Here is a 25465-nt window from a genome sequence, read left to right as displayed (position 1 = left end):
CGGGTCAGGCGTTTTTCCAGTGTTTGGCGATAAAGTCGTGGACTTCGCCAAGATTGTTATCCAGAACCGTGTACCGTTCCTCCCGCTCGAACAGATCCGCCATGTGCGCCGGCAATTGCGGCTTCAAAGACAGACCGGATTCGGCGATAGCGTCAGGAAACTTGGCCGGATGTGCAGTACCTAGAGTGATCATTGGCACGGCTAAATCCCGACGACAGTTGCGGGCCGCTTGCACGCCAATGGCGGTGTGCGGGTCGAGCAGATACTCGTTCTGCTCAAAGATGTCGCGAATGGTGTCGCAGGTGCTTTTGTCGTCAACCGCATCACTGTCGAACACTTTGCGCGCATGTTTCCAGCGATAATCCTCGATACTGACCGGACCCTTGGAGGCGTTCTCCAGTAGCGTTTTCACCGCTGCACCATCACGACCGTGCAAGTCGAACAACAGACGCTCGAAGTTACTGGACACCATGATGTCCATGCTTGGCGACAGAGTATGCTCAAGCTGATGCTGTTCATATTTGTTACCGCTCATGAAGCGATGAAGGATGTCGTTACGGTTGGTGGCAATCACCAGTTGTGAAATGGGCAGGCCCATTTTCTTGGCCAGGTAACCAGCAAAAATATCACCGAAATTACCGGTGGGCACCGAAAAAGCCATGCTGCGATCCGGGCCGCCCAGCGACAGTGACGCCTGAAAGTAATACACAATCTGGGCCATGATCCGCGCCCAGTTGATGGAGTTCACCGCCGCCAACTGGGTCTTACCGCCCAGGAACGACTGATCACCGAAACTTTCCTTCACCATACGCTGACAGTCGTCGAAGTTGCCCTTGACCGCGATGTTGTGAATGTTGTCACCCTGTACCGTGGTCATCTGGCGACGCTGGACTTCCGACACCCGCTGATACGGATGCAGTATAAAAATATCCACGTGTTTGCAGCGGCGGCAGCCTTCAATGGCGGCCGAGCCGGTGTCGCCGGAGGTCGCCCCCATGATCACCACATGCTGGTTACGCTTTTCCAACACATAGTCGAGCAGGCGACCCAACAGTTGCAGAGCGAAATCCTTAAACGCCAGCGTCGGACCACGAAATAACTCCATCACCCACTCGTTGCTGTCGATCTGTACCAGCGGTGCGACTGCCTTATGGGTGAACACGCTGTAGGTCTCATCCAGCATCTTGCGGAATGCATCGGCCGGGATGGCATCCTCCACAAACGGATACATAACGTTGTAAGCCAGCTCGGCGTATGGCAGACCGCGCCAGCTACGGATTTCTTCCAGACTGAAATGCGGCAACGACTCGGGCACATACAGACCACCATCGGTCGCCAGACCGGTCAGAAGGACCTCTTCAAAGCCCAAGGCGGGAGCTTCGCCCCGTGTACTGATGTATCTCACGTGCGTACCTGTCAGTTAAAATTTTCTGCGCGGATGCGAACAACCTTGCCGTCAACATCGGCCAGGGCTTCCATTTCGTCGATGGCCAGATTCATCTGGCGCTCCTGAACCGTGTGGGTCAGGATGATGACCGGAATGCGACCATCCTTGAACTCGGACTCTTTCTGCATAATCGATTCGATGTTGATGCCATGCTCGCTCAGAATCGACGCAACTTTGGCCAGAACACCCGGATGATCAAAGGCCTGGATGCGTAAGTAATACGCTGACTGAACGTCTTCCATCGACAGTACCGGCAAATTTTCCATCGCCTCAGGACGGAAGCCCAGATACGGAACCCGCTGCTGGCTTTTGCTGGCGACGGCGCGCGCCACATCGACAATATCGGCAATAACCGCAGAGCCGGTCGCTTCATCACCGGCACCCGGACCGTAATACATGGTCTGGCCAACCGCGTCGCCGTCCACCATCACCGCGTTCAGCACGCCGTCTACCTGAGCAATCAGATGGCTTTTCGGAACCAGGGTCGGGTGAACCCGCAATTCAATACCTTCGTCACGGCGACGGGCAATACCCAGATGCTTGATCCGGTATCCGAGCAGTTCGGCGTGAGCAATGTCGCTCGGCGTCAGGGTAGAGATACCTTCGGTGTAGGCCTTTTCAAACTGCAGCGGAACACCGAAGCCAGAAGACGCCAGAATGGTGAGCTTGTGGGCCGCGTCAATACCTTCGACGTCAAAGGTCGGATCCGCTTCGGCATACCCCAGGGCCTGAGCCTCTTTCAGGACTTCACCGAATTCACGACCGGCCCGCATCTCCGTCAGAATGTAGTTGCCGGTGCCGTTAATGATACCGGCAATGGTGTCGATGCGATTGGCCGCCAGGCCCTCCCGAACGGCCTTGATTACCGGAATGCCACCAGCCACGCCGGCTTCGTAGGCAACCACAACGCCGGCTTTTTCGGCGGCGTCAAAGATCTCGTTACCATGCACAGCGATCAGTGCCTTGTTGGCAGTCACCACATGCTTGCCTTTGGCTATCGCCGCCAACACCAGTTCCTTGGCCGCATCGTAACCGCCAATCAGCTCAACAACGATGTCGATATCGGGGTCATTAATCACATCGTAAATATCGGTACTGAACGGCACATCGCCCAACTTGATATCGTCCCGACTACGACGACTGGCGACCCGGGCAATCCGGATGTTGCAGCCGGCACGCCCTGCAATAATCGCGGCGTTGCGAGTAAGAACATTGAATGTACCGCCGCCAACGGTTCCTAGTCCGCAAATTCCGACATTAACGTCTTTCAAGCTCTCACCTCTGATCCCGATGGGGGTGCTGATGGGTTACAATATGGTGGCATAGTATACCGATTCGGGGCCTCCTGAATAAGCCCTGAATCGGTCACAGTTCAATCGATGTTTGGGGACGCAAGCCTCCCCGGAGCGGAATTACAGAATCCCGAGCCCTTCAGCCAGGCTGCGAGCGGGAACGTAGCCTCTGATCACGTTGCCGTCCTCGAGCAAAATAGCCGGCGTGCCGGTCACACCCACCTGCCCGCCGAGGCGATACTGCGCCTCTACCGGATTGTCACAGGTGTTCTGGGCAATAGGCTTGCCCGCTTTGGCAGTGTCCATCGCTTTCTGTTGGTTATCTGCGCACCAGACGGATTCATACTTTCGGAATGACGGTGTGCCCGGACCGGAGCGGGGGAACCCGTAATAATTGACGGTAATTCCGTACTCATTCAGCTCGGGCACTTCGTCATGCATTTTTCGGCAGTAGGGGCAGTCGATGTCGGTGAAGACATCGATGACCGCTTTCTGCTCACCTTTGGCTGGATAGGAAATAATGCCTTTGGCGCCGAACGCCGCCATCTGTTCTTTGCGCTGACCCGCTCTGGACGCCTCGGAAACATTGGCAATGCCATTGTCGGTAATCTTGAGCAAATCGCCGGTCAACAGGTAGACACCGTCGGCCGTGGTGTAGATGGTATCGCCATTGTTGCTCTGGACCTCGTACAAACCGCCCGCCTCGGATTCACGGACCGAGGTCACGCTCAGCCCCGGCACGGCCTGCATCAACTGCTTGGCAATTCGGTCTTCGGTCTCGGCCGCGCCGACAACCGACACGCCAGCAAACGACAACACAAGGCCGGCAACAGCGGCCAAAATTTTAAGATTCATGGATTCAATTTACCTTCAGTATTTATGGGTTCCAGGGCCGACCCCCGCTATCTGACCAGCATACTCTTTCGCGGCCCACTCAGACCTTCTGATGCGACCCGGCCACAGAACAAAAGTTCATTCCGGTAACATACCAGATTAGCCTCGGGGATGGTGCGCCTGATGCAGATCCTGCAATCGTTGCCGGGCAACATGGGTGTAAATCTGGGTGGTCGAGAGATCCGAATGACCCAGCAACATCTGCACTACCCGCAAATCAGCACCGTGATTCAATAAGTGTGTCGCGAATGCATGGCGTAAGGTGTGCGGGGAAAGGTGCTTACGAATACCCGCCCTGACCGAGTAATGCTTGATCCGGTGCCAGAAAGTCTGGCGGGTCATCGGGGTCGCCCGATTTCCGGGAAACAGAGCATCACTGCTTTTGCCTTTTAGCAGCTCGCCGCGCGCTTCTTTCATGTAACGAATCAACCAGTCCACCGCCTCCTCACCCAACGGCACCAGGCGTTCTTTGTCGCCTTTACCACGGATGCGCACCACACCCTGGCGCAGGTTGACCTGATCCACCATCAAACCGGTCAGCTCAGAGACCCGCAACCCACACCCGTACAGAATTTCCAGCATGGCCCGATCCCTGAGCTCTAGAGGTATTTCCGGGTCCGGTTCGGTCAGCAGGGTATCCACATCCTCTTCAGTCAACGTATCGGGCAGGCGCCGGGGCAGGCGCGGGCTGTCGATTCTTAACGTCGGGTCTTCCGCAACCAGCCCCTCACGCAACAAGAACCGATAGAAGCGCCGGATGCCAGACAGCCGGCGAGCGGCGGTACTGGCTTTCAGGCCATCGGACAGGCCGCGCGACATCCAGGCGAGCAGATCGTTGCGACGAACAGCCCGCAACGTTGGCGAACCGGCCTGTTGCTCAAGCCACTCAGCCAGCCTGCCCAAATCACTGGCGTAGGCCTGGCGGGTTTTTTCACCCAGGCCGTCTTCCAGCCAGATGGCGTCTCCAAACCGGGCAATCAACTGTTCATCATCAGTTCTGGGCAATGACCAACCTCACAACGTCCCCTTTGGCGCCATTTAACCATAAAAAAAGCAGCCCCTTGAGGCTGCTTTTTTCAAACTGACCGGCAGAGCCGAAATCAGTTAAGCTTTTCCTTGATGCGGGCTGCCTTACCAGACAGATCACGCAAGTAGTAGAGCTTGGCCTGACGCACGTCACCGCGACGCTTCACACTGAGGCTATCGATCAGCTTGGAGAAAGTCTGGAATGTACGCTCAACGCCCACGCCGTAAGAAATCTTACGAACGGTGAAGGAAGAGTTCATGCCACGGTTACGCTTACCGATAACCACACCTTCAAACGCCTGCAGACGCTCACGGTTACCTTCCGTCACTCGAACCTGAACAACCACGGTATCGCCTGGCGCGAACGCAGGGATTTCCTTGGCCATCTGTTCTGTTTCAATCTGACTGATGATGTTGTTCTTGCCACTCATCGCAATGCTCCTGATACCTGATCTTTCAATGCCCTGATGATTCAGAGGCACCCGGTTCGTTCAAAATTTCGTCCAGAAGCTGACGCTCTTCTTCCGTAAGCACCCGCTGTTCCAGCAGGTCGGGGCGTCGCTCCCGGGTTCGCCTCAACGATTCTTTCAATCGCCAACGCCGGATCTGTTCATGGTGACCGCCCAAAAGAACTTCCGGCACCGCCTGACCTTCGTAAACCTCTGGCCGGGTGTAGTGCGGACAATCCAGCAAACCATCGGCAAAGGAATCCTGCTCTGCCGACTGCGCATGACCCAGCGCTCCAGGGATGAGGCGGGTTACCGCATCAATCACAGCCATCGCCGCCAGTTCGCCACCTGAGAGCACAAAATCACCCAGAGACACTTCCCGGTCGACTTCCGCCGATATCAGGCGCTCATCAACGCCCTCATAACGACCGGAAACGAGAATCAGCTGTTGCTCGGCAGCCAAAGATTCCACCACCGACTGATCCAGTCTTTCACCCTGCGGCGAAAGATAGACCACACAAGCCTTGCCGGGTGCTGACGCCCGCGCCTCATGGATAGCATCCCTGAGCGGCTGCATTTTCATCAGCATTCCAGGACCACCACCATAAGGACGGTCATCCACAGTACGATGACGATCATGCGTGAAATCCCGGGGATTCCAGCTCCTGAAAGTCAATAGACCTTCACGAGCGGCCCTGCCGGTAATTCCGTAATCCGTCACCGCAGAAAACATGTCCGGAAACAGACTGACTGCGCCAATCCACACTCGTCAGTACTCCGGATCCCAGTCGACCACCATGCGCGTGCCACCTAAATCCACACTCATAACCACCTGATCCGGCAGATATGGGATAAGACGCTCGCGCTGATCTATGGAATCCGCTGTTGCGTGCACCACCAACACATCATTGGCGCCCGTTTCCAGCAGATGATGCACCTTACCCAGGTACTCATCCTCAATCGTGAACACGTCAAGACCTTCCAGCTGGTGCCAGTAGTACTCCCCAACGGGCAGTTCTGGCAACTCCTCTGTCGGCACCCTGACTTCCGCACCGCTGTAGGTGCGTGCCAACTCACGATCATCGATACCTTTAAGCCTGACGACGATCCCCTGCCCTTGGCGGCGACCCTCCTCAAGCTTTACCGGGATACGCTTACCGTCCAGGACCAGAGTCCAGTCGCGATAATTAAGTATCCCTTCTCTGGGGTCTGTGTGAGAGAAGACCTTAAGCCAACCCTTGACCCCAAACACCGAGGTGATCTGGCCGATCACAGTTTCCTGCGAATGCTGTGTCATGCCTGTCAAACCCCGATGGTAACGTGCAATTACTCAGCAGTCTTGAGCAGCTGGGCAACGCGATCGCTGGCTTGGGCACCTTGGCCCACCCAGAACGCAACGCGCTCACGATCAACACGCAGACGCTCTTCCGAACCGCGGGCAACCGGGTTGAAAAAGCCAACACGCTCGATGAAACGGCCGTCACGAGAGTTACGGCTGTCAGTGACTGTCAGATGGTAGAACGGGCGCTTCTTAGAGCCGCCACGAGCCAAACGGATTGTTACCATTTCGACCAATATCCTGTTCTGTTGTACGAACTTTGTACGATTCCCGCTTGACTGAAAACAGCCGGCGAGAAGACCCATACTCGAAAGGGGCGCTATTCTATGCCAAAAGAGCGCCAAAGAAAATAGGGAAACGTTCGGTTTCCCTATTTTATGTGTAAGGCATTTTACATACGGCCAAACGGGGGCATTCCTCCGCCACCGCCGCCGGGCGGCATCATACCACCAAGACCACGCATCATGTTGGCCATTCCACCTTTCTTGCCAAATTTTTTCATCATCTTCTGCATTTGCTTGTGCTGCTTGAGCAAACGGTTCACATCTTGAATCTGAGTGCCGGAGCCTGAAGCGATTCGCCGCTTGCGGGAATTGTTGATCACATCCGGGTAACGACGCTCCTTCGGCGTCATCGAACAGATAATTGCTTCCATCTGACCAACCGACTTGTCATTGACCTGCTGCTGAGCCATCTGAGCCATCTGCCCCATGCCAGGCAGCTTATCGAGCAAGCCCCCGATACCACCCATGCTCTTCATTTGCTGAAGCTGATCCCGGAAATCTTCCAGATCAAAACTCTTACCTTTTTTGATCTTCTTGGTGAGCTTTTCCGCCTTCTTGTGATCAAGCTTGCGCTCTGCTTCTTCTATTAAAGAAAGCACATCGCCCATACCAAGAATTCGAGAAGCCACACGGTCCGGATGGAAGGGTTCCAGTGCGTCGGTTTTTTCACCCACACCCAGGAACTTGATTGGCTTGCCCGTAATGTGCCGCACAGACAGCGCGGCACCACCGCGGGCATCACCATCGGTTTTGGTCAGCACCACGCCGGTCAGCGGCAGCGCATCATTGAACGCCTTGGCGGTGTTCGCGGCGTCCTGGCCGGTCATCGAATCAACCACGAACAGGGTTTCAACCGGATTCACCGCCTTGTGCAGACGACCAATCTCACCCATCATCTGCTCATCAATGTGCAGACGACCGGCGGTATCCAGAATAACCACATCCACGTGTTTTCGACGCGCGGCGTCGATGGCACCGTTGGCTATATCGACCGGGTCCTGGTCGGCACTACTGGGAAAAAACTCGACACCGACTTCTGCAGCAAGTGTTTCCAACTGCTTGATCGCCGCCGGCCGGTAGATGTCGGCGCTCACCACCATCACCGACTTCTTGTGACGCTCTTTAAGGAAGCGCGACAATTTAGCCACCGTGGTGGTTTTACCTGCACCCTGCAGGCCCGCCATCATGATCACGGCAGGCGGGCGAGTTGAAAGATTCAGGGTTTCGTTACCCTGGCCCATCACCCGCTCCAACTCCTGCTGGACAACCTTCACGAACACTTGACCCGGCGTCAGGCTACGTTGAACTTCTTGCCCGATCGCTCGCAGCCGAACTCCCTCTATAAAGTCTTTGACCACGGGCAGCGCAACGTCTGCTTCCAACAGGGCCATGCGGACTTCCCGCAGGGTGTCCTTGACGTTGTCGTCGGTGAGGCGCGCCTGACCCGAGATCTTGCGCAAGCTACCGGATAGCCGGTCCTGGAGATTCTCAAACATGTTGCTCTTCCGTACCCCGGAGAAATTGTTCACACAAATCAGGCCGCCAGCGCTGGCCGCTTGATTCCTGTTGCATAATAGCGACATTATACCCAGACTACGGAGCCTCTGAACAACTCCGCGCCCGCTTTCACTAAAAGGCAACAGACTAAGGATGTCATGGGAACGCTGATTCTCGCGGTTACCGCACTCTTCTTGTATAGCGTTGGAACCGCCCTGCAAGCACTGCATTTCCGCGGACGTGTGCAGAGCAATCTGGCCATCACCACCCTTGTCGGCGTACTCGCGCTGATCGGTCACGGATTATTGATCGCACAGACCGTGCATCTCGATGGCGGCTTTGATCTGAGCTTTTTCAAGAGCTCGGTGCTGATTTCCTGGTTGGTAGTCTTTCTATTATTGGGACTGAACCTCACCAAACCCGTTTCGAGCCTGTTCCTTGGCGCTTACCCCATGGCCGCGATGACCATCGTGATGGCGCTGATTACCCATGCACCGTCCCGCCTGGTGCCGGACCAAAGCTACGGCATGCTGTCACACATCGCCTTGTCTGTTACCGCCTACAGCCTGTTTACACTGGCCGCCATCCAGGCGGTTCTGCTTTATATCCAGAACCGTCATCTCAAGCGCAACTACAACAGCTTGCTGGTGCGCAACCTGCCACCCCTGCAAACCATGGAGTCCTTGCTGTTTGAACTGGTTTGGGCCGGGGTCGTGCTACTGGTTCTGGCCATTGTTACCGGCGCCGTCTTTATCGAAGACCTGTTTGCCCAGGATTTGGCGCACAAAACCCTTTTCTCCCTGCTGTCCTTGCTGGTGTTCGTTGGACTGCTGGCAGGCCGTTACATCAAGGGCTGGCGCGGCATAACCGCCAGTCGCTGGACTCTGGCCGGCTGCGCGCTTCTTATGCTGGCATTCTATGGCAGCAAGTTTGTACTGGAGTTCATTTTTCAAAAAGGCGGTTAAGCAGAACCGAACCGCTTGACAGCCAAAACCAGCACACTTTATTTTTTATACGTGTTGTCAACATAAGGGTTTTCTCTTGAACGAAACATCGCTCACAGCGCTGTTCATTCTCCTCGCTGGCCTGATCATCCTCTCTGCCTTTTTCTCAAGCTCAGAGACCGGCATGATGTCCCTCAACCGTTACCGCCTGAAGCACATGGCGCAGACCGGGCACAAAGGTGCACGTCGGGCTCAGGGACTTCTTAGCAGAACTGACCAACTGATCGGCGTTATCCTGATCGGCAACAACTTCGTCAATATTTTCGCTTCATCCATTGCCACCGTCATTGCCATCCGGATTTGGGGCGACGCCGGCATTGCCATTGCTACCATTCTCCTGACCGTTGTCATCCTGATCTTTGCAGAGGTCACGCCGAAAACGCTTGCCGCGCTCTTCCCTGAAAAAATTGCCTTTCCGGCAAGCTATGTACTCGGACCTCTCCTGAAAATTCTCTACCCGCTGGTGTGGGCAGTCAATCTTTTCACCACGGGCATTCTTCGACTGCTTGGCGTGTCATCGGCTCAGGCTGGCCAGGATCATTTGAGCCGGGAGGAACTGAGAACTGTCGTCAACGAAGCCGGCGCACTCATTCCCGCAAAGCACAAAGACATGCTGGTGGGCATACTGGACCTGGAAAAAGTGACCGTGAATGACATCATGGTGCCGCGTAACGAAGTGATCGGCATCGACCTTGAAGACGATACCGATACCATTCTGCGTCAGCTGCGAAGCAGCCAGCACACCCGGCTTCCGGTCTACAAAGGTGATATCAACAACATTCAGGGCATCCTGCATCTTCGCAGCGCAACCAAGCTGCTGCAGGAAGAAGAAATCAACAAGTCCATGCTGATGCAGCTCAGCCAGGAACCTTACTTCATCCCTGAAAGCACTCCCCTGAACACCCAGTTACTGAATTTCCAGAAAGGCCGCCGTCGTTTCGGTATTGTTGTTGATGAATACGGGGATGTACTAGGCCTGGCCACACTGGAAGATATTCTCGAAGAAATTGTCGGCGAGTTCACCACCGATTACTCAGCCAACTCGCCGGATATCATCCCCCAGGACGACGGTACCTTCATCATCGATGGAGGTGCGGCGGTAAGGACCATCAACAAGAGCCTGAGCTGGAAGCTACCGACGGACGGGCCCAAAACCCTGAACGGGTTGATTACCGAGACACTGGAAAATATTCCGGAAACCAACGTGTGCCTTAAAGTGGGGGGCCACCGGGTGGAAGTCCTTCAGATCAAGGATAATGTGGTGAAAGCCGCCATCGTTCACCCCAAACGCCGCAGCAAACGGCATCTGTCGGCACGCAAGCATAAGCCGACGTAGAGTCGGCCCGGTCGCTAATAAGGCCGTTTTTTTGAAGACCATCCCAGGTTAGCGTTTAGTCATATTAATCGGGCGGAAAATACGCTAACTTTAACCAATAATTAAATAATAGAGATTTAAACTCGGTCATGTATCCGGTTGAGGCGTAAACAGGAGTCGGCCATGAATAAGCAGTCCGGCATACATTACCTCCGCGAGCACAGAGAGGCGGCCAGTAGTGGACCGGTTCCTGCGGAGGTCGCCCGTATCCGTGACACTGTTGTCGCGGGTTTAGGTGATCTGTTGCAAGGTGCTTTTGATGCCGTCGATGACTCGCTCTTCGAATTGGCCAATAACGCACGCAGTAATAACGAACAAAACCGATACTTTGAAGCGATGCGCGAAATTCGCATCAAACGTAAAGGCGTGGAGCGACATTTCCAGAATGCCGTTGCCCAATTCTTTGCGAACCCGCCCCATGCCGGGCAACTGCAACCTCAGGAATCTGCCCCTCAAGTTAACGCCGACACTCTGGCCCTGGTAGGCAATGACGATCTGGAAGAACAGGTCGCCCTGAACGCCATGATTACCAAGGCGAAGGCCCACTTTCAGGGGCCCCTTTTGCAGTTACAGAGCAGGTTTACCGAAGTCTACGAGGACGCCAAAGAAGAGGCACCGGTCAACCCCCTGGCTCCGGAGCATCTTTGCGGTGCCTTTGCCGAAGCCATTCAGGCACTCGAAATACAGATCCGCGAACGACTGATTGTCCTCAAGCAATTTGACCGCTACGTGGTTTCAAACCTGGGCATGCTCCTGGACGAAGCCAACCGAATCCTGATTCAGGCCGGTGTCATCCCGAACTTCCGTTATCACGGCAAGGCAGGACAACATCACAAGTCTGCAGAAAATGCAGCAAAAGAGGCTCAATCCGAGGCCAATACCGCAGACACCACGACCTCTTACGAACAACGGCCGGAAGATACCGTTGTCTTCGACCAGATACGACAGATGCTGGCACTGCAGCGCTCCAATTCTGGTTTGCCACCGCGAAGTGCAGATCCGACCTTGCGGGTCGTCGGCGGCCGGGAGTTGGCGGACATGCTCAGCGCCCTGCCGGTCCAGCACAACCTGAACCACTCGGATGATTTGAGTACCGGCGAGCCAGTGGATGTGGACCTGCGACAGATCGTGCAACAGCTGCTTTCCAGAGTAGACAGCCAAGACGGCCGAAAGCCAGCACTCAATGAAGTTGACGAAGACCTGATCAACCTGGTGTCTATGTTGTTCGAGTTCATCCTCGACGATTACAACCTGTCAGCACCCGTTCAGGTGCTGATCAGCCGACTGCAGATCCCGATTCTGAAAGTTGTCATTAAAGATAAAAGCTTCTTCAGCAAAGCCAACCATCCGGCCCGCAAGCTGCTCAACGCGCTTGCACGCGCCGGCATTGGCTGGAGCAACAGCGATGAAAAAACCCGTGACAAGCTGTATGGCCAGATTCACAACGTGGTGCAACGGATTTTGAATGAATTTGACGGCAACATTACCTTGTTTGAAACCCTGAACCTGGAGTTCGAGCAGTTTCTCGAGCGGGAGAACCGCAAAGCGTCACTGGTAGAGCAGCGTACGCGCGAATCCGAGCGCGGCCGGATCAAGTCCCAAAAAGCCCAGGAAACGGTCGACCGGTTACTCAGGGAAAAGGTTTCCCGATATCACCTGCCCGAACCCGTGCGGGATATCTTGATGAACGGCTGGAGCCGCGTCATGTTCCTGGCGTACCTTCGTGACGACACCGAACATCGCTGGCACGAAACCGTCCGGACTGTTGATGACCTGATCTGGTGCCTGCACCCCCACGAAGAAGATACAGAACGTGATCAGTGGGTGCGCGTGGTGCCAGGCCTGCTCAAAGCGCTCAGAGCCGGACTGGAAGAGGTGTCTTATAACGCCTCCCGGCTGGACCATATGCTGGGGCAACTGAAGCACGAACTGGCCGAAGCGTTCCGCACCAATGCTGCCATTGAGGCGCGCCAGGACAGCCCGGCAGATGCTGACGAAGTTGACGAGGAGGAAGCGCTGACGACACACCAGACCGCAGTCGAACGTCAGCAGGAACTTGAAGACGCTGCAGTGGCCGAATATGTGGCTAAACTCGATACCATCGAAATCGGAAGCTGGGTGGAATTCCGACTGGTCAATGGTGCGAGTTTCCGCTGCAAACTGTCGACGGTCATCGAGGAGGCCGACTGTTTTGTGTTTGTTAATCGCATGGGCCTGAAGGTTATTGAGAAAAAGCGGATTGAGCTGGCCCACGAAATGCGCCGAGGCCGCCTGACAATGCTTGAACAGGGCGCCCTGATTGACCGTGCACTGAACGCCGTGGTGGGCAACCTGCGCACCAAAACTGCCTGAGACAGATGTCAGAGCCTGGCTTTCGACCTCCATCGATTCCGGCGTCGTATCGCCTGACCCTGGCACTCTCTCTGGCATTTTTGGCGCATACGCTGCTGCTTGCCGGGCTACCCTCGCCTCTGAGAGACGCCCGGGAGCTTAGCCATCGGCTGGTGTTCACGCTGACTACTCCGGCAGTTCAGCCCAGCTCCGCCAATCCACACAGCACCGACGCGACTCAAGCCACCCGACACCCGGACTTTACCGTAGAGCCTCGCTCGCCGGAGATCATCACCACCGATTCGGCGAACAGGGCCATCCCCAAACCAGAAAACGCTTCCCACGCTCCTGCTGCACTGAGCCGACCACGACGCCCAGAGGCGTCCGTAAACAGGGCTCCCCCCATGCAGACCAGCGCTGACTCAGCAACATCGGCAGCGTCACCCCCAGAATCAGCAGATAAGCAGGAAACGATTCAACGAATCACCAACTCACCCGCCGAACACGATCCCTACCTGATCCTCTTGGCTACCCACTTGGCCGAAGCGCTGGACCAACAACGGATACCGGCCATCTCCTCCTTAAAGGAGTCGGTCACGATGGAGCTGGAACTGAGAATACTGGCCAATGGCGCACTGACCAGGGCGCGGGTGGTGAAGTCGACAGGATTACCGGGTATTGATGATGCAGCGTATCGGGCAGCGTTAACCGCCAGCCCCTATCCACGACCTGTGGGAGAGAATACCGATCGCTTCGAGGTGAAACTGGTGTTCACCCCGAAGCGTCGATAATGTGGGCTTCAAGCTTCGGCTTGTTTGACCGCGTCTTTCACGGCCTTGGTCAGCTCACCACTTTCTGACATCTCCATAATAATGTCACAACCGCCAACCAGCTCACCGCTGATGTAAAGCTGCGGGTAGGTCGGCCAGCTGGAGTAAATCTTGAGCGCTTCACGCAGCTCCTGATTATCCAGAATGTTCACGAACGCAAATCGCTCGCCACAGGCCATGAGCGCCTGAACTGTGCGGGAAGAGAAACCGCACTGGGGTGCCTGAGGCGTGCCCTTCATGTAAAGAATGACCGGATTCTCTTCAAGTTGGCTCTTAATGGTTTCATTGATGTCCATGAACTCGTACCTCTGGTTGACGTCAGGTTTGCCGCCACACGGCATTTACCGATCATTGTACACGGGTGAAAGATTTCTCACCAAACCAGACGGTTTGATCCAGAACAACGACGCCATCCACAGCGTTGTTTTCAGGGTTGCGAAGGGCTAGACTTGGTGCCTTTTTCAGATGCTAACCGTATTGCAGTTTCCTTGAAACAGGGGCCATTCATGGCAGCAAGACATTTTCTGACATTGAACGACATGACCACCAGTGAGCTGGAGCAGCTGCTGGATCATGCGTCGAGGCTCCGAAAGGAGTGGCGTGCGGGCAAAACCCGGGATTCCCTGAAAAATCGTGTACTGGCAATGATTTTCGAGAAATCATCGACCCGAACCCGGGTGTCTTTTGAAGCCGGCATGACCCAGCTAGGTGGCGCGGCGCTATTTTTGTCCCCCCGCGACACCCAGCTTGGCCGGGGCGAGCCCATCGAGGACTCCGCGATCGTTATTTCCAGCATGGTTGATGCGGTGATGATCCGGACTTTCGCCCATGATACGGTCGAAACGTTTGCTGCAGCCTCCAGCAAACCGGTGATCAACGCGCTCACCGACGAATTCCACCCCTGCCAATTGCTGGCCGACATGCAGACCTTCCGCGAACATCGTGGCAGCATTCGCGGTGCCACGGTTGCCTGGATTGGTGATGGCAATAACATGTGCCACTCCTACATCAATGCGGCCGAACAATTCGACTTTCACCTGAACGTCGCCTGCCCGGAAGGCTACGAACCGGACCAATCCCTGCTAAACGCACACAGTGATCGCGTTACCGTGGTCCGGGAACCGGAAGCAGCGGCCCGCAATGCCAACCTTCTGGTGACAGACGTCTGGGCTTCCATGGGCCAGGAAGACGAACAGAAAGCCCGGGAGAAAGCCTTTCGCAATTACCAGATCAATCCGGCCCTGATGTCAGTAGCCGCAAAAGATGCCCTGTTCATGCATTGTCTGCCAGCGCATCGTGGCGAAGAAATCTCCACCGACATGATAGAACACCCGACTTCGGTGGTGTGGCACGAGGCTGAAAACCGCCTGCACGCCCAAAAAGCCTTGCTGGAATTTCTCATACTCAACCGCCTGGACTGATTCATGCCCGACGCTCTGATGCCCGCAGCTACCTGGCTGTTGGAAGTCAACAACCTGTCTTGCGGCTACGGCGGCGACTCTGTGGTAAAAGATGTCAATTTTGCACTCAGCCACGGCGACATCGGCTGCCTGCTAGGCCCTAGTGGATGCGGCAAAAGCACCATTCTAAGAGCCCTGGCCGGATTTCTGCCACTGAACGCAGGGGAGATTCAGCTGCAATCCCAGGCCATCAGCCTGCCCGGGCGAACCCTGGCACCGGAGAAACGCAGGATCGGCATGGTATTTCAGGATTATGCGCTGTTTCCTCACTTGAGCATTGCTGAAAATGTCGGTTTCGGGCTGAACGCTTTGAAAAAAGCCGAACGTCGTCAAAAAGTCATGGAGCTGCTCAACCTTGTACACCTCCAGGACCTGGCAGACAGCTATCCCCATGAACTTTCCGGCGGTCAGCAGCAACGCGTCGCATTGGCCCGGGCCTTGGCGCCAGAACCGACACTGATCCTGCTGGACGAGCCATTTTCAAACCTGGACACTGACCTTCGTCGTCGACTCAGCCTTGACGTACGAGACATCCTGAAAACGCTGGGGATCAGCGCGATTCTGGTCACCCACGACCAACAAGAAGCCTTTGCCATGTGTGACCAGGTCGCCGTACTCAAAGACGGCCGGCTTCAGCAGTGGGATGTGCCTTATAACCTTTACCACGAGCCTGCCAACCGGTTTGTCGCCAGTTTTGTCGGCCAGGGTGGCTTTATTCCCGGCACGGCGCTGGGGCCCGACACCATCGACTCCGAACTGGGCGTTCTTCACGGCAATCGGGCCTACAAATGGCAGCCAGGGACCTTGCTGGATGTCCTGATCCGCCCCGACGACATTATTTACGACGCGGACTCAAGCCTGAAACCGAAGGTGGTGGAGAAAACCTTTGCCGGCACCTCCACGCTGTACCGGTTCCGGTGCTCTGAGGATACCGAGTTTGAAGCCCTGTTCCGGAGCCACCTCGATTTTCACATGGGCGAGTACGTGCCAGTGCGCGTTGAAGCCGATCACCTGATCGCCTTCGAACGGGTATAGGCTGAACGGAGCGGGTCAGTGGTTGCAGACCCGCTCAATGGCATCCAACCAGCCGGCATAAAGGGATTCCCTGAGGGCCGGCTTCATATCTGGCTGGAATTGCCGCTCACGCTCCCACATTCCCGAGATCTGCTCCAGGCTCTCAAATACGCCCGTCTGTAATCCAGCCAGGTAGGCCGCCCCCAGCGCAGTGGTTTCAGTCACGCTCGGCCGATCAACCGTGACGCAAAGAATGTCAGACAAAAACTGCATCACCCAGTCGTTCACCGCCATGCCGCCATCAACCCGCAGAGACTCCAACGGCGCGCCATCGTTGCGAATGGCCCTGACCAGATCTTTGGTCTGGTAACACACCGATTGCAGGCCGGCGGTAACAATTTCTGCGATGCCGGTGTCCCGAGTCAGTCCCAGAATCGCGCCCCGGGCATTCGGGTCCCAGTGCGGAGCGCCCAGCCCGGTAAACGCCGGTACCAGATACACCGAATTATCCACACCGACAGCTTCAGCGTGCCCGGCCGACTCACTGGCGTCAGTAATCAGCCGCAGACCGTCACGCAACCATTGCATAGCGGCGCCCGCCACGAAGATACTGCCTTCTATGGCATAGCATGGCTTGCCGTCCAGTCGATAGGCCATGGTGGTGAGCAGGCGATTTTCCGAACGCAGGGCTTTGTCGCCGGTATTCAGCATCAGAAAACAACCAGTACCGTAGGTACTCTTGGCCATCCCCGGCTCAAAACAGGCCTGACCGATCAGCGCTGCGTGCTGATCGCCTGCAATACCGGCGACCTTAACCGGACCACCAAACCATTCTTCAGCCGTCACCCCGAAGTCGGCCGCGCTGTCCAGCACCTTGGGCAGCAAGGCTCTTGGCACCCGGAACAGCGTCAGCAAATCCTCATCCCAGTCCTGGGTATGAATGTTGAACAACGCAGTACGTGAGGCATTGGTGGCATCGGTGAAATGTGACTGCCCTTTGGTCAAGTTCCATAGCAACCAGCTATCGACAGTGCCAAAGGCCAGCTCACCGGTTTCTGCGCGCTGCCGGGCACCATCGATATTGTCCAGCAGCCAAGTGACTTTGGTTGCAGAAAAATAGGGGTCTATCAGCAGCCCGGTGCGCTCAACCACAAGGTCTTCATAACCGTCGGATTTCAGCTTGGTGCAAACCGATGCCGTGCGGCGATCCTGCCAGACAATGGCATGATGTATGGGCTGACCGGTTGCCCGGTCCCAAATGACGGTCGTTTCCCGCTGATTGGTAATGCCGATACCTGCCAGCTCAACAGCCCTGATACCCGCTTTCTCCAGAGCGTTACAGCATACGCTTATGGTGCTGTCCCATATTTCCAGCGCATCATGCTCGACCCAGCCATCTTTGGGGAAATACTGGTGAAACTCCTGCTGGGCAACAGCAACCTGAACACCCTGGGAATCGAAAACAATCGCCCGGGAACTCGTTGTACCCTGATCAATGGCGAGTATATAGGGGGGCATGCAACTCTCCTGTTTTTCATGAGAGTCTACCAGTACAAACCGGTTCGGGATGTGAATAACCGCAGGTGAGGTGAATTTTCGAGGTAAAAAAAAGGGCCGGATAAATCCGGCCCTCAAATGACGAATGAAACAAGGAAAGTTCGTAAGAACTACAACCTCAAAAGTCATCCCTTACGATTTCGATTATCTACCGCTAGCCCGCTCAGTTCAGTGGATATTCTGTAGAGCTTTGTTACATCTGGTGAGGCCATGAGCGCTGGTTCACAAAACAGACTCTACCGACTTACGCCGCGGCCAAACCAGGCTGAAACGGGCACCACCCAGCTCGTCACTGCGACCAACAAATGCCTGGCCGCCATGCCAGTAAAGAATGCGTCTGACAATAGACAGCCCTAGCCCGTAACCACCGGATGTCCGGGTCCTGCTATCGTCGAGCCGGGCAAAAGCAGTAAACACCTTCTCCCAATCCTGTTCGGGAATGCCCGGACCGTCGTCTTCAACGTCGATCCGGCAGTTATCTTCATCAAGGTGACAATTCACAACCACGTGCCCAGCCGCATAGCGGGCAGCGTTGCCCACCAGGTTCTGGATAGCCCGATGAATGTATCTTGGCTCTACGTCGGCCAGCGCCCACCGTTCAGAGGCGTCATCAATGCAGCAATCAATCTGGATACCGGTCCGGATGATCTGCTGCTCAGACACCACCTGCCGAATAATGTCCGTGACCGAATCCTCCCTCAAGCTGAACACCGGGCCACCCTGCTCCAGCCGCGCATAGGTGAGGATTTCATCAATCAGTTCATCCAGCTCCTGGATATCGCCGTCGATGCCGTCAAGTTGCCTGGCGAGCACCTCCGGACTGTTTCCGGACTCAATCATCTGGACCCCGAAGCGAATACGGGCAACCGGCGTGCGCAGCTCGTGCGACACCGCGTGAATCATCTCCCGCTGCACCTCGACCAGCCGTTGAATATGTTCTGCCATGCTGTTGAATGAGCCTGCAAGCCGCGATACCAGGGTACCCTGCTCAGACTCTACCCGAGCACCCATCTCTCCGCGGGCAATACGCACCGCCACCGATTCGACTTTGCGCAAATGGGTGTCCACAAACCGGATGGCGAGAAAAAGCGCGATCGCCAGTACCGAGCCAACCACAACCAACAGCAACGCGATTACGGGCCAGCCCCAAGAATTGAAGGGCGCCGGCATTCTGACCACCACCAGATCTCCTTCAGAGAGTCTGAGCAAGACTCGGGCATCCTGCTCTCTCTGTTCACTGAACACCACCAGCCCGCTCTCAGAGACTCCCTCAAGTACTGATTGATCCGGCAGCCACTCCAGGTCCTGCACGGGCTGAATACTGACGCCCAGGGCATCGGCCAGCTGATCAATCACCTCAAGTCGCTGGCCTGGTGTCGTGGTTTCCAGATGCCAGCGAATAATCAGGGCCACTGCCTGTGCCATTTCCCTGTAAGCCTGTTCAAGGCGGAGGCTGATCACATCACCGTCATAGGACTGGACAAGGTATCGATAACCCACACCGGTACGCTGCGCGACCACCTGCCCATAGCCCAGCCGCTCCATCGTTACGCTGGACAGCTCAAACTGGCCCGGATGACCTGAACGCAAGTCAAACATCGAGGGCATCCAGTGATACTGGCGGACAGGTGCTGGCGTCACTGCCAGCCATCGCATCAACGGCTCGGCAAAGCGCTCATGCCAGAACTGGTGTCGAACCGAGTTGATTCCGTTAAACAGAAGGGTGCAAATCAAAATAACCAGCGCGGTCACGCCGGCCAGGCGGGCATAGATTGTCAGGAAAAAATTCAGGGACATACGGCCCACCCAGATAACACAACCCACCCTCAGCGGAGCGGGCTGTGGACGATCGGTCAGGCTTCTTTGACGAACAAATAGCCTTTACTGCGAACCGTCTTGATTCGACGGGGATGAATCGGATCATCACCAATTTTTGGCCTGATCCGGGAAACCCGGACATCAATAGAGCGATCCTGGCCGTCGTATTCAATACCGCGCAAGGCCGTGAAGATTTCCTCCCGGCTGAGCACGCGGCCAGCGTTGCTGGCCAGCAGCCAGAGCAGATCGAATTCTGCGCTGGTCAAATCGATACTGTCTTCACTGAGCCAGGCTTCGCGCATGGAACGATCGACCACCAGATCGTTAAACTTCAGGCGCACCGGCTCTTCACCTGACTCCTCACCCTTGCCGGCAGGCGCAGTATCTACACGCCTGAGCATGGCCCGTATGCGCGCGAGCAAAACCCGAGGCTGTACCGGTTTGCCGATGTAGTCATCGGCACCCATCTCCAGGCCGAGCACCTGATCCAGATCGTCGGTGCGAGCGGTCAGCATGATGATGGGACCAGAATAGACAGGCCGCACTCGTCGGCAGATCGACAGGCCGTCTTCACCAGGCAGCATGAGATCCAGAACAACAAGGTCTGGTTGCTCATTACGAATACGTTCAACTGCGGCACCACCGTGGCTTTCCAGGGAAACCGTCAGCCCATTGTTTTCGAGGTACTCACGGGTAAGATCCGCAAGACGTTCATCATCCTCAACGATCAGGATTCGCCAACTCTCGTTTGTCTGTTCCACGCCATCCATCTCTGTTTTTGTATTCCGATTTTAGGGACTATCTGCCCGACAATACAGGCAACGTTCCGTTACAGCAATTATACATGCTATTCAGAAATATACATGGACCCGTAACAGGGTTACAGCCTGTGACACAGATCCGGTTTTTACCACCTTACCCCGGATGTCACAGAGACGTCACTGGTAAGTCACCTCGCTGTCATACCGGCTTCATAGCCTTGAGTTGAACACGACACAACGAGGCCAGGCCATGACAGCACAAACCGCAAGGGTACAACCACGCCGAGGACGCCGGCTGAATACTGCGCTCACCCGCAGTCCCGAATTAATTGAAGCGGCACAACGCCTGCGCTACCGGGTGTTTTCTGAAGAATACGGCAGCGATCTGGGTGCCGTCACACCCGGCCTTGATGCGGATGAATTCGATGAAGTCTGCGAACACCTGATCGTGACCGATACCGACACCGGTGAACTGGTGGCTACCACCCGTATACTGCATCAGAACGAGGCGGCCGCGGTTGGTGGTTTCTATTCCTCCGGTGAATTTGACCTCAACGCCCTGAACTCGCTACCAGGCAGCGTGGCGGAACTGGGCCGAACCTGCGTTCACCCGGACTACCGCAATGGTGGCACCATCGCACTGCTCTGGGCGGCAGTGGCCGAATACCTCAACCATCGGAAGGTTGATTATCTTATTGGCTGCGCCAGCATCAGCATGGCCGATGGCGGCATGAAAGCCTGGCGGATCGCCCGCCACCTGCAGAACGAATACCTGGCCGCGCCAGAATTTCGCGTTACCCCGTTGCGAGCACTGCCTCACCTGACCCACTCTGAGCACGAGCACAGCGACGACGTGCCGGCTCTGATCCGCGCTTACATGAGGCTGGGCGCCAGAGTATGCGGCGAACCCTGCTGGGACCCGGAGTTTCGTTGTGCAGACCTGCTGGTGCTGCTGGAAGTGAGCAACCTGACCGCACGATACGGTCGTCATTTTATGGGTCGCAGCGTCTGAAGCGCGGAGATATCTTATGAAATGGCTAAGGTTGTCCGTTCGACTGACTGGATTCGCGCTGTTTCTGACCGGCACCTGTGCACTGGCCATCGCGCTCAGGCTGGCAGATCTAGTCCGCCCCGGGCGCATCGACCGGACACCCTGGGCCGCGCGCTGTTTCAAACGGGCCTGTCAGTGCCTTGGCTTCCAGATTCATGTGCATGGTCAGCCCGCCGAGCGCAACGCGCTTTACGTGGCCAATCACATCAGCTGGTCGGACATTCCGATCCTGGGCGCGATAACTCCTCTACGCTTTCTTTCCAAAGCCGAAGTGGGTGCCTGGCCCATTATCGGCTGGCTCGCCCGTCAGGCTGGAACGCTGTTTATTCAGCGGGGCAGCGGTCAAGCCAGACGGGTAAAGACACAAATCAGCCATTGCCTGAACGTCGGCGAATCGGTGTTGGTTTTTCCGGAAGGCACGACCAGTAACGGTGTCGCCGTGTTACCAATGCACGGTCTGTTGCTGGCCTCTGCCCGGGAAACCGGCCGGCCGATTCAGCCGGTCACGATCGGTTATCGCCGAAATCACCAGCCTGACGCACTGGCGCCGTTCGTCGGTGATGACAGTTTTCACCACCACCTGATCCGACTGCTCAAACAGCCACCCACACGGGTAGACATTGTTATCCACCCAACCGTGAACGCCAACAAGGCCGAATCAACCCAGCAGCTGACTGCTTGCATTCACCAGCTCATCAGCGCCGGGCTCAACCGCATTCACGCCGGCGAATTCGAGCCGGAAACAGCCGCAGACATCAGTACAGCGGTTGCCCCTGGGCTATCTCGTCTTCCATCGCCTCCCGGCGACCGACAATTTCCAGATCGAAATACAGCGTAAATCCCGCCAGCGGGTGGTTGGCGTCCACTCTGACCAGATTGCCATCAATGCCGACCACCTGCACCACCTGGGCCTGATCGCCTGAGTTGGTCTGGAACTTCATGCCCACATGAAGATTCTCAATATCTTCAAACAGTGACCGGGGCACTGTGCGAACCAGCTCTTCCCGATAGTCTCCATAGGCCAATTCCGGCGGTATGGTGACCTCCAGGCAGTCACCCACCTTGCGATCTTTGACCGCTTCCTGGATACCGGCAATGATCTCCGGGGTGCCATACAGGAAGTGCAGTGGCTCACTGCCCTCAGAGGTATCCACCAGCTCACCAATCCGGTTTTTGAGCACATAGTGGATCGTGAAAACTTCGGGTTTCGGGTTCGGCTTGTCAGCTTGCATCAGCTTTTCTTGCTTCCTGTTTCTTTCGGAGTTTCAAGTTGTTGCAGACCATGGATCACCAGCTTCCGGTCGAGCTTGTTCCGAAGCCCTGAAGGCTTTTTCAACCCCATACGATCGATAAGCGTGTCATAATGACCTTCTTCGTCCTTGGCCTTCATGGCCTGCCAAAGTGTTGCCAGTTTACCACGGGGGGTAGCGGTTGCGGCCTTAAGTCCTTTAAGGGCTTTCCCTAACTTCAGCTCTTCGTCGGTAAAGTCCCGACCAAACGGGAAGGCCGGGAACCAGTCACCTTTTCCGCCCGCTTTCAGCGCTTGCGCGACGTTTCCGGGCGTGTTCTGACACCAGTGCACCGGCAGTTTGAAATCCGCAGCTACTTTTCCGGCTTTCTTGGCCTGCGCCAGAAGCTCTTCCTGAAAGCGGGAATCGGCAATCCGGATCAGCCGTAAAATAACGTCTTCATCCGATTGACCACGAATATCCGCGATACCGTACTCGGTGATCACGATATCCCTCAGGTGCCGAGGAATTGTGCAGTGGGCGTAATTGAACACAATGTTGGAGACCGGTTTAGCACCAGATACCCGTGTTGATCTGAGCGCCAGTATAGACCGGGCGCCCGGCAACTCATGGGCCATCGCGACAAAGTTGTATTGCCCGCCAACACCGCTGACCACGCGGCCATCGTCCAGGCCATCCGACACCGCCGCACCGTTCAGGGTGTACATCATCGCCGAATTGATGAAACGGCCATGGACGCGCTGGGCGGCTTTCATTTTCTGGTCACCGAAACGGTGGTCGTACAGATGGTTAATGAAATTGACGCTGGTCATGCAGATCTTGTCTCGCTGATCATCCGACAACTCTCTCAGGGCCTGATAGAAGTTTTCCGGGCCAACATAGAAACCGCCGTGCATGGCAATGCCGCCGGCCAGCCTGTCGCCCAAGCCCATGACATTCAGCGCTTCACGGGTCTCGGCATTGGCCAGATCGGCCTCCACCGACTTGTCGTCACTCAGGCGCAGACGACCGCCTTTGAACTCTACGCTGTCGCGGAGGACGCCATAGCGAATCAGCCATTTGACGTCCCGCGCCCGCAGAGGCGAATCGATCAGGCCGGTTTTGTGTAACACATCCAGGGTTTCGAGACTTGGCGCCTCTGTGATCTCACCCTGATTGATCAGATTCTGCAACCCGGGATGATCATAGACTTCGCGAGTCAGAATGCCTTCCTGCAACAAATAGAGGAAGCCATCCACCATCATCTCGCTGCAGCCGTACAAGCCCTGCTCAAACGGCCCGGTACCGCCATACTCTTCTACTACCGGGAACTGCTCCCGAACCTGCAGGTGATCGAAGATCGCCTTCCAGGCATCGTTGTGCTTATGCCGGACGATGGCACTGTGTACCAGAGCTGCGCCTAGAGAGCCGATGCCCACCTGTAAGGTGCCACCATCTTTAAGCAGGCTGCTGGCGTAGAACCCGATCATGTGATCGGCCGGGCTGACCGCCATCTGAGGCGCAGAAAACAACGGATAATCCGAGGATGGATGGGACAGGATGAGATCAAACTCGCGGGCCTCGATGGCGGCATGATGACCAAACCAGGGCAGATTCTGGTTCAGTTCGGCAACCATCGCCACCGGCGTACCGGCCGCTTCGCGCTCGCGTAACAGCGGCAGAATATCCAGCGACAAGTCCGGATTGCAGCTGAAGCTGAGGTGATCCGGCTGCCCGTGCTGCGAGCCCGGCGACATTAACTGGCCGACCACGTTAACACCCTGGGCCATCAGGTCCCGAACGGCATGGGTGTAGTTGGTGCACACGTAGTTGCGCTGCTGGCTGCGGTTGTTCAGGTAGCTCCCGGCCTTGAAAAAGAACTCCGATACCGAAACATTGGCCGGCAGCTGATTGCGACTGACGTCACGGGCATAGGCCAGCTCAGGGATGTTGCCATAGAGCCGTTTGGTGAACGGCTCCAAAAACCGTTTTTCGAGCGAGGAGCCGCCCTCGGGGGCCAGTAACGACAACGCTGTGACGATATGCAGCTGAATGTCCGGATCGTCTTTGGCTCGCTGATACAGCGCGTTGACAAAGCGAACCGGCTTGCCAAGGCCAAGCGGCAAGCCCAGCGTGATCTGCTTGCCTACCCGTTCGATTACCCGATCTACACATGCGTTTGCGTCGTCGCAATAGATTCCGTTCTGTCCTGCCATCACCAGTTCCCCATTATTGTTTGAGAATCTCAATAGGCTGGATGATCACATGACACGTTGAAGCTGACAATGCGTCATGTCATAAGATTGAGGAGTTGTCGGTATAGGCCGATAGGTATCCGGGGAACGCCAGCTGATCTAAGCGGTGTGTTCAGAATTTCCAACGCAGATTCAGACAAGCGCCTTCATTGAGCAGGGCAATACCATGATCGGCCTGGGCCCGATCCGATGCGTAGGATTTTTGTGCGCCCTGGTCATCACGGAAGCCAAGGCTCAGCAAGCGTGAACCAATAGCCGCAACGGCGTCGGCATGATCTTCCTGATAATCTCCGGACATCCATTCCTGAAGTTGGTAGATCTCATCAACCGACATCATGTCGTCGCGCTCAGCCATCATGCGATCCAACAGCATCGGCTCTGCAGCCTCTGCCCGCACCACAAAGGCGACAAAATTCAGGGCTAAAAGGATGGCAAACAGTCGGATGATCATAATGGCAACAGCAACCCAAGGGTGTTTTTCAGTTCATTGACGCTTCAGTAACGAAGTCTAATGATTGACCCGAAAATTGGTGTGACTTTGCACACAAATGC

Annotated in this window: 24 protein-coding genes; 8 read left to right on the top strand and 16 right to left on the bottom strand. The window is 56.0% G+C overall.

Annotated features, from left to right (window positions below; translation table 11 throughout):
- Positions 1 to 4: 4 nt before the first annotated feature.
- The 9 genes from thrC to ffh form a co-directional block, all read right to left on the bottom strand.
- Positions 5 to 1405, bottom strand: coding sequence for a threonine synthase (gene thrC / locus C7H08_RS13250; RefSeq protein ID WP_106672719.1), 1401 nt, complete (start codon positions 1403 to 1405; stop codon positions 5 to 7).
- Between the two features lie 11 nt (positions 1406 to 1416).
- A complete protein-coding gene (locus C7H08_RS13245) occupies positions 1417 to 2718 on the bottom strand; it encodes a homoserine dehydrogenase (RefSeq protein WP_106672718.1) in 1302 nt (433 codons plus the stop codon).
- 141 nt (positions 2719 to 2859) lie between these two features.
- Positions 2860 to 3594: a thioredoxin fold domain-containing protein gene (locus tag C7H08_RS13240; protein ID WP_106672717.1), complete on the bottom strand. Its 735-nt coding sequence runs from the start codon at positions 3592 to 3594 to the stop codon at positions 2860 to 2862.
- A gap of 138 nt (positions 3595 to 3732) precedes the next feature.
- Positions 3733 to 4638: a site-specific tyrosine recombinase XerD gene (gene xerD / locus C7H08_RS13235; RefSeq protein ID WP_106672716.1), complete on the bottom strand. Its 906-nt coding sequence runs from the start codon at positions 4636 to 4638 to the stop codon at positions 3733 to 3735.
- Between the two features lie 95 nt (positions 4639 to 4733).
- Positions 4734 to 5090, bottom strand: a complete 357-nt coding sequence (gene rplS, locus C7H08_RS13230; protein ID WP_106672715.1) for a 50S ribosomal protein L19 — start codon at positions 5088 to 5090, stop codon at positions 4734 to 4736.
- Positions 5091 to 5115: 25 nt separating this feature from the next.
- Positions 5116 to 5874, bottom strand: a complete 759-nt coding sequence (gene trmD / locus C7H08_RS13225) for a tRNA (guanosine(37)-N1)-methyltransferase TrmD (RefSeq protein ID WP_106672714.1) — start codon at positions 5872 to 5874, stop codon at positions 5116 to 5118.
- A gap of 3 nt (positions 5875 to 5877) precedes the next feature.
- Positions 5878 to 6405 carry a ribosome maturation factor RimM gene (rimM, locus tag C7H08_RS13220; RefSeq protein WP_106672713.1) on the bottom strand — a complete coding sequence of 176 codons (528 nt, stop codon included), beginning with the start codon at positions 6403 to 6405 and terminating at the stop codon, positions 5878 to 5880.
- Positions 6406 to 6434: 29 nt separating this feature from the next.
- Positions 6435 to 6674, bottom strand: coding sequence for a 30S ribosomal protein S16 (gene rpsP, locus C7H08_RS13215; RefSeq protein ID WP_106672712.1), 240 nt, complete (start codon positions 6672 to 6674; stop codon positions 6435 to 6437).
- Positions 6675 to 6838: 164 nt separating this feature from the next.
- Positions 6839 to 8227 (bottom strand): signal recognition particle protein, encoded by a 1389-nt coding sequence (ffh, locus tag C7H08_RS13210; RefSeq protein ID WP_106672710.1) that lies wholly within the window; start codon positions 8225 to 8227, stop codon positions 6839 to 6841.
- A gap of 159 nt (positions 8228 to 8386) precedes the next feature.
- On the opposite strand from ffh, the gene C7H08_RS13205 reads away from it, so the two are divergent.
- From C7H08_RS13205 to C7H08_RS13190, 4 genes are all read left to right on the top strand, one after another.
- Entirely contained in the window at positions 8387 to 9193 is an 807-nt protein-coding gene (locus tag C7H08_RS13205; RefSeq protein ID WP_106672707.1) for a cytochrome C assembly family protein, read from the top strand.
- Positions 9194 to 9269: 76 nt separating this feature from the next.
- Positions 9270 to 10568, top strand: coding sequence for an HlyC/CorC family transporter (locus tag C7H08_RS13200; RefSeq protein WP_106672705.1), 1299 nt, complete (start codon positions 9270 to 9272; stop codon positions 10566 to 10568).
- Between the two features lie 162 nt (positions 10569 to 10730).
- Complete coding sequence (locus tag C7H08_RS13195; protein ID WP_106672703.1) at positions 10731 to 12959, top strand: DUF1631 domain-containing protein; 2229 nt, start codon at positions 10731 to 10733, stop codon at positions 12957 to 12959.
- A gap of 5 nt (positions 12960 to 12964) precedes the next feature.
- The gene (locus C7H08_RS13190; RefSeq protein ID WP_106672701.1) at positions 12965 to 13729 is read left to right on the top strand and encodes an energy transducer TonB family protein; all 765 of its coding nucleotides are present in this window, start codon (positions 12965 to 12967) and stop codon (positions 13727 to 13729) included.
- Between the two features lie 8 nt (positions 13730 to 13737).
- On the opposite strand, the gene grxD is transcribed toward C7H08_RS13190, so the two are convergent.
- Complete coding sequence (gene grxD / locus C7H08_RS13185) at positions 13738 to 14064, bottom strand: Grx4 family monothiol glutaredoxin (protein WP_106672841.1); 327 nt, start codon at positions 14062 to 14064, stop codon at positions 13738 to 13740.
- A gap of 210 nt (positions 14065 to 14274) precedes the next feature.
- Between grxD and argF the strand changes: the two genes are divergently transcribed.
- Positions 14275 to 15189, top strand: a complete 915-nt coding sequence (argF, locus tag C7H08_RS13180) for an ornithine carbamoyltransferase (RefSeq protein ID WP_106672699.1) — start codon at positions 14275 to 14277, stop codon at positions 15187 to 15189.
- Positions 15190 to 15192: 3 nt separating this feature from the next.
- Positions 15193 to 16263, top strand: a complete 1071-nt coding sequence (locus C7H08_RS13175) for an ABC transporter ATP-binding protein (RefSeq protein WP_106672697.1) — start codon at positions 15193 to 15195, stop codon at positions 16261 to 16263.
- A gap of 15 nt (positions 16264 to 16278) precedes the next feature.
- Here C7H08_RS13175 and glpK read toward each other — a convergent pair whose 3' ends face one another.
- The 3 genes from glpK to C7H08_RS13160 all read right to left on the bottom strand — a co-directional run bounded on the left by glpK (position 16279) and on the right by C7H08_RS13160 (position 20387).
- Positions 16279 to 17760 (bottom strand): glycerol kinase GlpK, encoded by a 1482-nt coding sequence (glpK, locus tag C7H08_RS13170; protein WP_106672695.1) that lies wholly within the window; start codon positions 17758 to 17760, stop codon positions 16279 to 16281.
- Positions 17761 to 18021: 261 nt separating this feature from the next.
- Positions 18022 to 19596, bottom strand: a complete 1575-nt coding sequence (locus tag C7H08_RS13165) for an ATP-binding protein (protein ID WP_106672693.1) — start codon at positions 19594 to 19596, stop codon at positions 18022 to 18024.
- Between the two features lie 56 nt (positions 19597 to 19652).
- The gene (locus C7H08_RS13160) at positions 19653 to 20387 is read right to left on the bottom strand and encodes a response regulator (protein WP_106672691.1); all 735 of its coding nucleotides are present in this window, start codon (positions 20385 to 20387) and stop codon (positions 19653 to 19655) included.
- 241 nt (positions 20388 to 20628) lie between these two features.
- Here C7H08_RS13160 and C7H08_RS13155 point away from each other — a divergent pair, with 241 nt between their 5' ends.
- Both C7H08_RS13155 and C7H08_RS13150 read left to right on the top strand, forming a co-directional pair.
- Positions 20629 to 21390, top strand: a complete 762-nt coding sequence (locus C7H08_RS13155) for a GNAT family N-acetyltransferase (protein WP_106672689.1) — start codon at positions 20629 to 20631, stop codon at positions 21388 to 21390.
- 16 nt (positions 21391 to 21406) lie between these two features.
- Complete coding sequence (locus C7H08_RS13150; protein WP_106672686.1) at positions 21407 to 22267, top strand: lysophospholipid acyltransferase family protein; 861 nt, start codon at positions 21407 to 21409, stop codon at positions 22265 to 22267.
- Here C7H08_RS13150 and C7H08_RS13145 read toward each other — a convergent pair.
- From C7H08_RS13145 to C7H08_RS13135, 3 genes are all read right to left on the bottom strand, one after another.
- Positions 22185 to 22661 (bottom strand): FKBP-type peptidyl-prolyl cis-trans isomerase, encoded by a 477-nt coding sequence (locus C7H08_RS13145; protein WP_106672682.1) that lies wholly within the window; start codon positions 22659 to 22661, stop codon positions 22185 to 22187. The two genes, C7H08_RS13150 and C7H08_RS13145, sit on opposite strands and share 83 nt — an antisense overlap.
- Positions 22661 to 24874, bottom strand: a complete 2214-nt coding sequence (locus C7H08_RS13140) for an acetyl-CoA hydrolase/transferase C-terminal domain-containing protein (RefSeq protein WP_106672679.1) — start codon at positions 24872 to 24874, stop codon at positions 22661 to 22663. The genes C7H08_RS13145 and C7H08_RS13140 overlap by 1 nt, the downstream gene beginning before the upstream one ends.
- A gap of 151 nt (positions 24875 to 25025) precedes the next feature.
- Positions 25026 to 25364 carry a hypothetical protein gene (locus C7H08_RS13135; RefSeq protein ID WP_106672675.1) on the bottom strand — a complete coding sequence of 113 codons (339 nt, stop codon included), beginning with the start codon at positions 25362 to 25364 and terminating at the stop codon, positions 25026 to 25028.
- Positions 25365 to 25465: the final 101 nt, after the last annotated feature.

This window comes from Marinobacter halophilus (genome assembly GCF_003007685.1).
In the GTDB taxonomy this organism is placed as follows: domain Bacteria; phylum Pseudomonadota; class Gammaproteobacteria; order Pseudomonadales; family Oleiphilaceae; genus Marinobacter; species Marinobacter halophilus.
Note: the sequence above shows the minus strand (reverse complement) of the source record. Positions and strands in the feature narration are given on the sequence as shown.

Coding starts and splice junctions, on each gene's coding strand:
- C7H08_RS13195 (WP_106672703.1), top strand. CDS start 10,731: ATGAATAAGCAGTCCGGCATACATTACCTCCGCGAGCACAGAGAGGCG.
- C7H08_RS13155 (WP_106672689.1), top strand. CDS start 20,629: ATGACAGCACAAACCGCAAGGGTACAACCACGCCGAGGACGCCGGCTG.
- argF (WP_106672699.1), top strand. CDS start 14,275: ATGGCAGCAAGACATTTTCTGACATTGAACGACATGACCACCAGTGAG.
- C7H08_RS13135 (WP_106672675.1), bottom strand. CDS start 25,364: ATGATCATCCGACTGTTTGCCATCCTTTTAGCCCTGAATTTTGTCGCC.
- C7H08_RS13190 (WP_106672701.1), top strand. CDS start 12,965: ATGTCAGAGCCTGGCTTTCGACCTCCATCGATTCCGGCGTCGTATCGC.
- C7H08_RS13205 (WP_106672707.1), top strand. CDS start 8,387: ATGGGAACGCTGATTCTCGCGGTTACCGCACTCTTCTTGTATAGCGTT.
- C7H08_RS13145 (WP_106672682.1), bottom strand. CDS start 22,661: ATGCAAGCTGACAAGCCGAACCCGAAACCCGAAGTTTTCACGATCCAC.
- grxD (WP_106672841.1), bottom strand. CDS start 14,064: ATGGACATCAATGAAACCATTAAGAGCCAACTTGAAGAGAATCCGGTC.
- rplS (WP_106672715.1), bottom strand. CDS start 5,090: ATGAGTGGCAAGAACAACATCATCAGTCAGATTGAAACAGAACAGATG.
- C7H08_RS13150 (WP_106672686.1), top strand. CDS start 21,407: ATGAAATGGCTAAGGTTGTCCGTTCGACTGACTGGATTCGCGCTGTTT.
- C7H08_RS13175 (WP_106672697.1), top strand. CDS start 15,193: ATGCCCGACGCTCTGATGCCCGCAGCTACCTGGCTGTTGGAAGTCAAC.
- rpsP (WP_106672712.1), bottom strand. CDS start 6,674: ATGGTAACAATCCGTTTGGCTCGTGGCGGCTCTAAGAAGCGCCCGTTC.
- C7H08_RS13140 (WP_106672679.1), bottom strand. CDS start 24,874: ATGGCAGGACAGAACGGAATCTATTGCGACGACGCAAACGCATGTGTA.
- rimM (WP_106672713.1), bottom strand. CDS start 6,405: ATGACACAGCATTCGCAGGAAACTGTGATCGGCCAGATCACCTCGGTG.
- ffh (WP_106672710.1), bottom strand. CDS start 8,227: ATGTTTGAGAATCTCCAGGACCGGCTATCCGGTAGCTTGCGCAAGATC.
- C7H08_RS13160 (WP_106672691.1), bottom strand. CDS start 20,387: ATGGATGGCGTGGAACAGACAAACGAGAGTTGGCGAATCCTGATCGTT.
- C7H08_RS13165 (WP_106672693.1), bottom strand. CDS start 19,596: ATGTCCCTGAATTTTTTCCTGACAATCTATGCCCGCCTGGCCGGCGTG.
- C7H08_RS13240 (WP_106672717.1), bottom strand. CDS start 3,594: ATGAATCTTAAAATTTTGGCCGCTGTTGCCGGCCTTGTGTTGTCGTTT.
- glpK (WP_106672695.1), bottom strand. CDS start 17,760: ATGCCCCCCTATATACTCGCCATTGATCAGGGTACAACGAGTTCCCGG.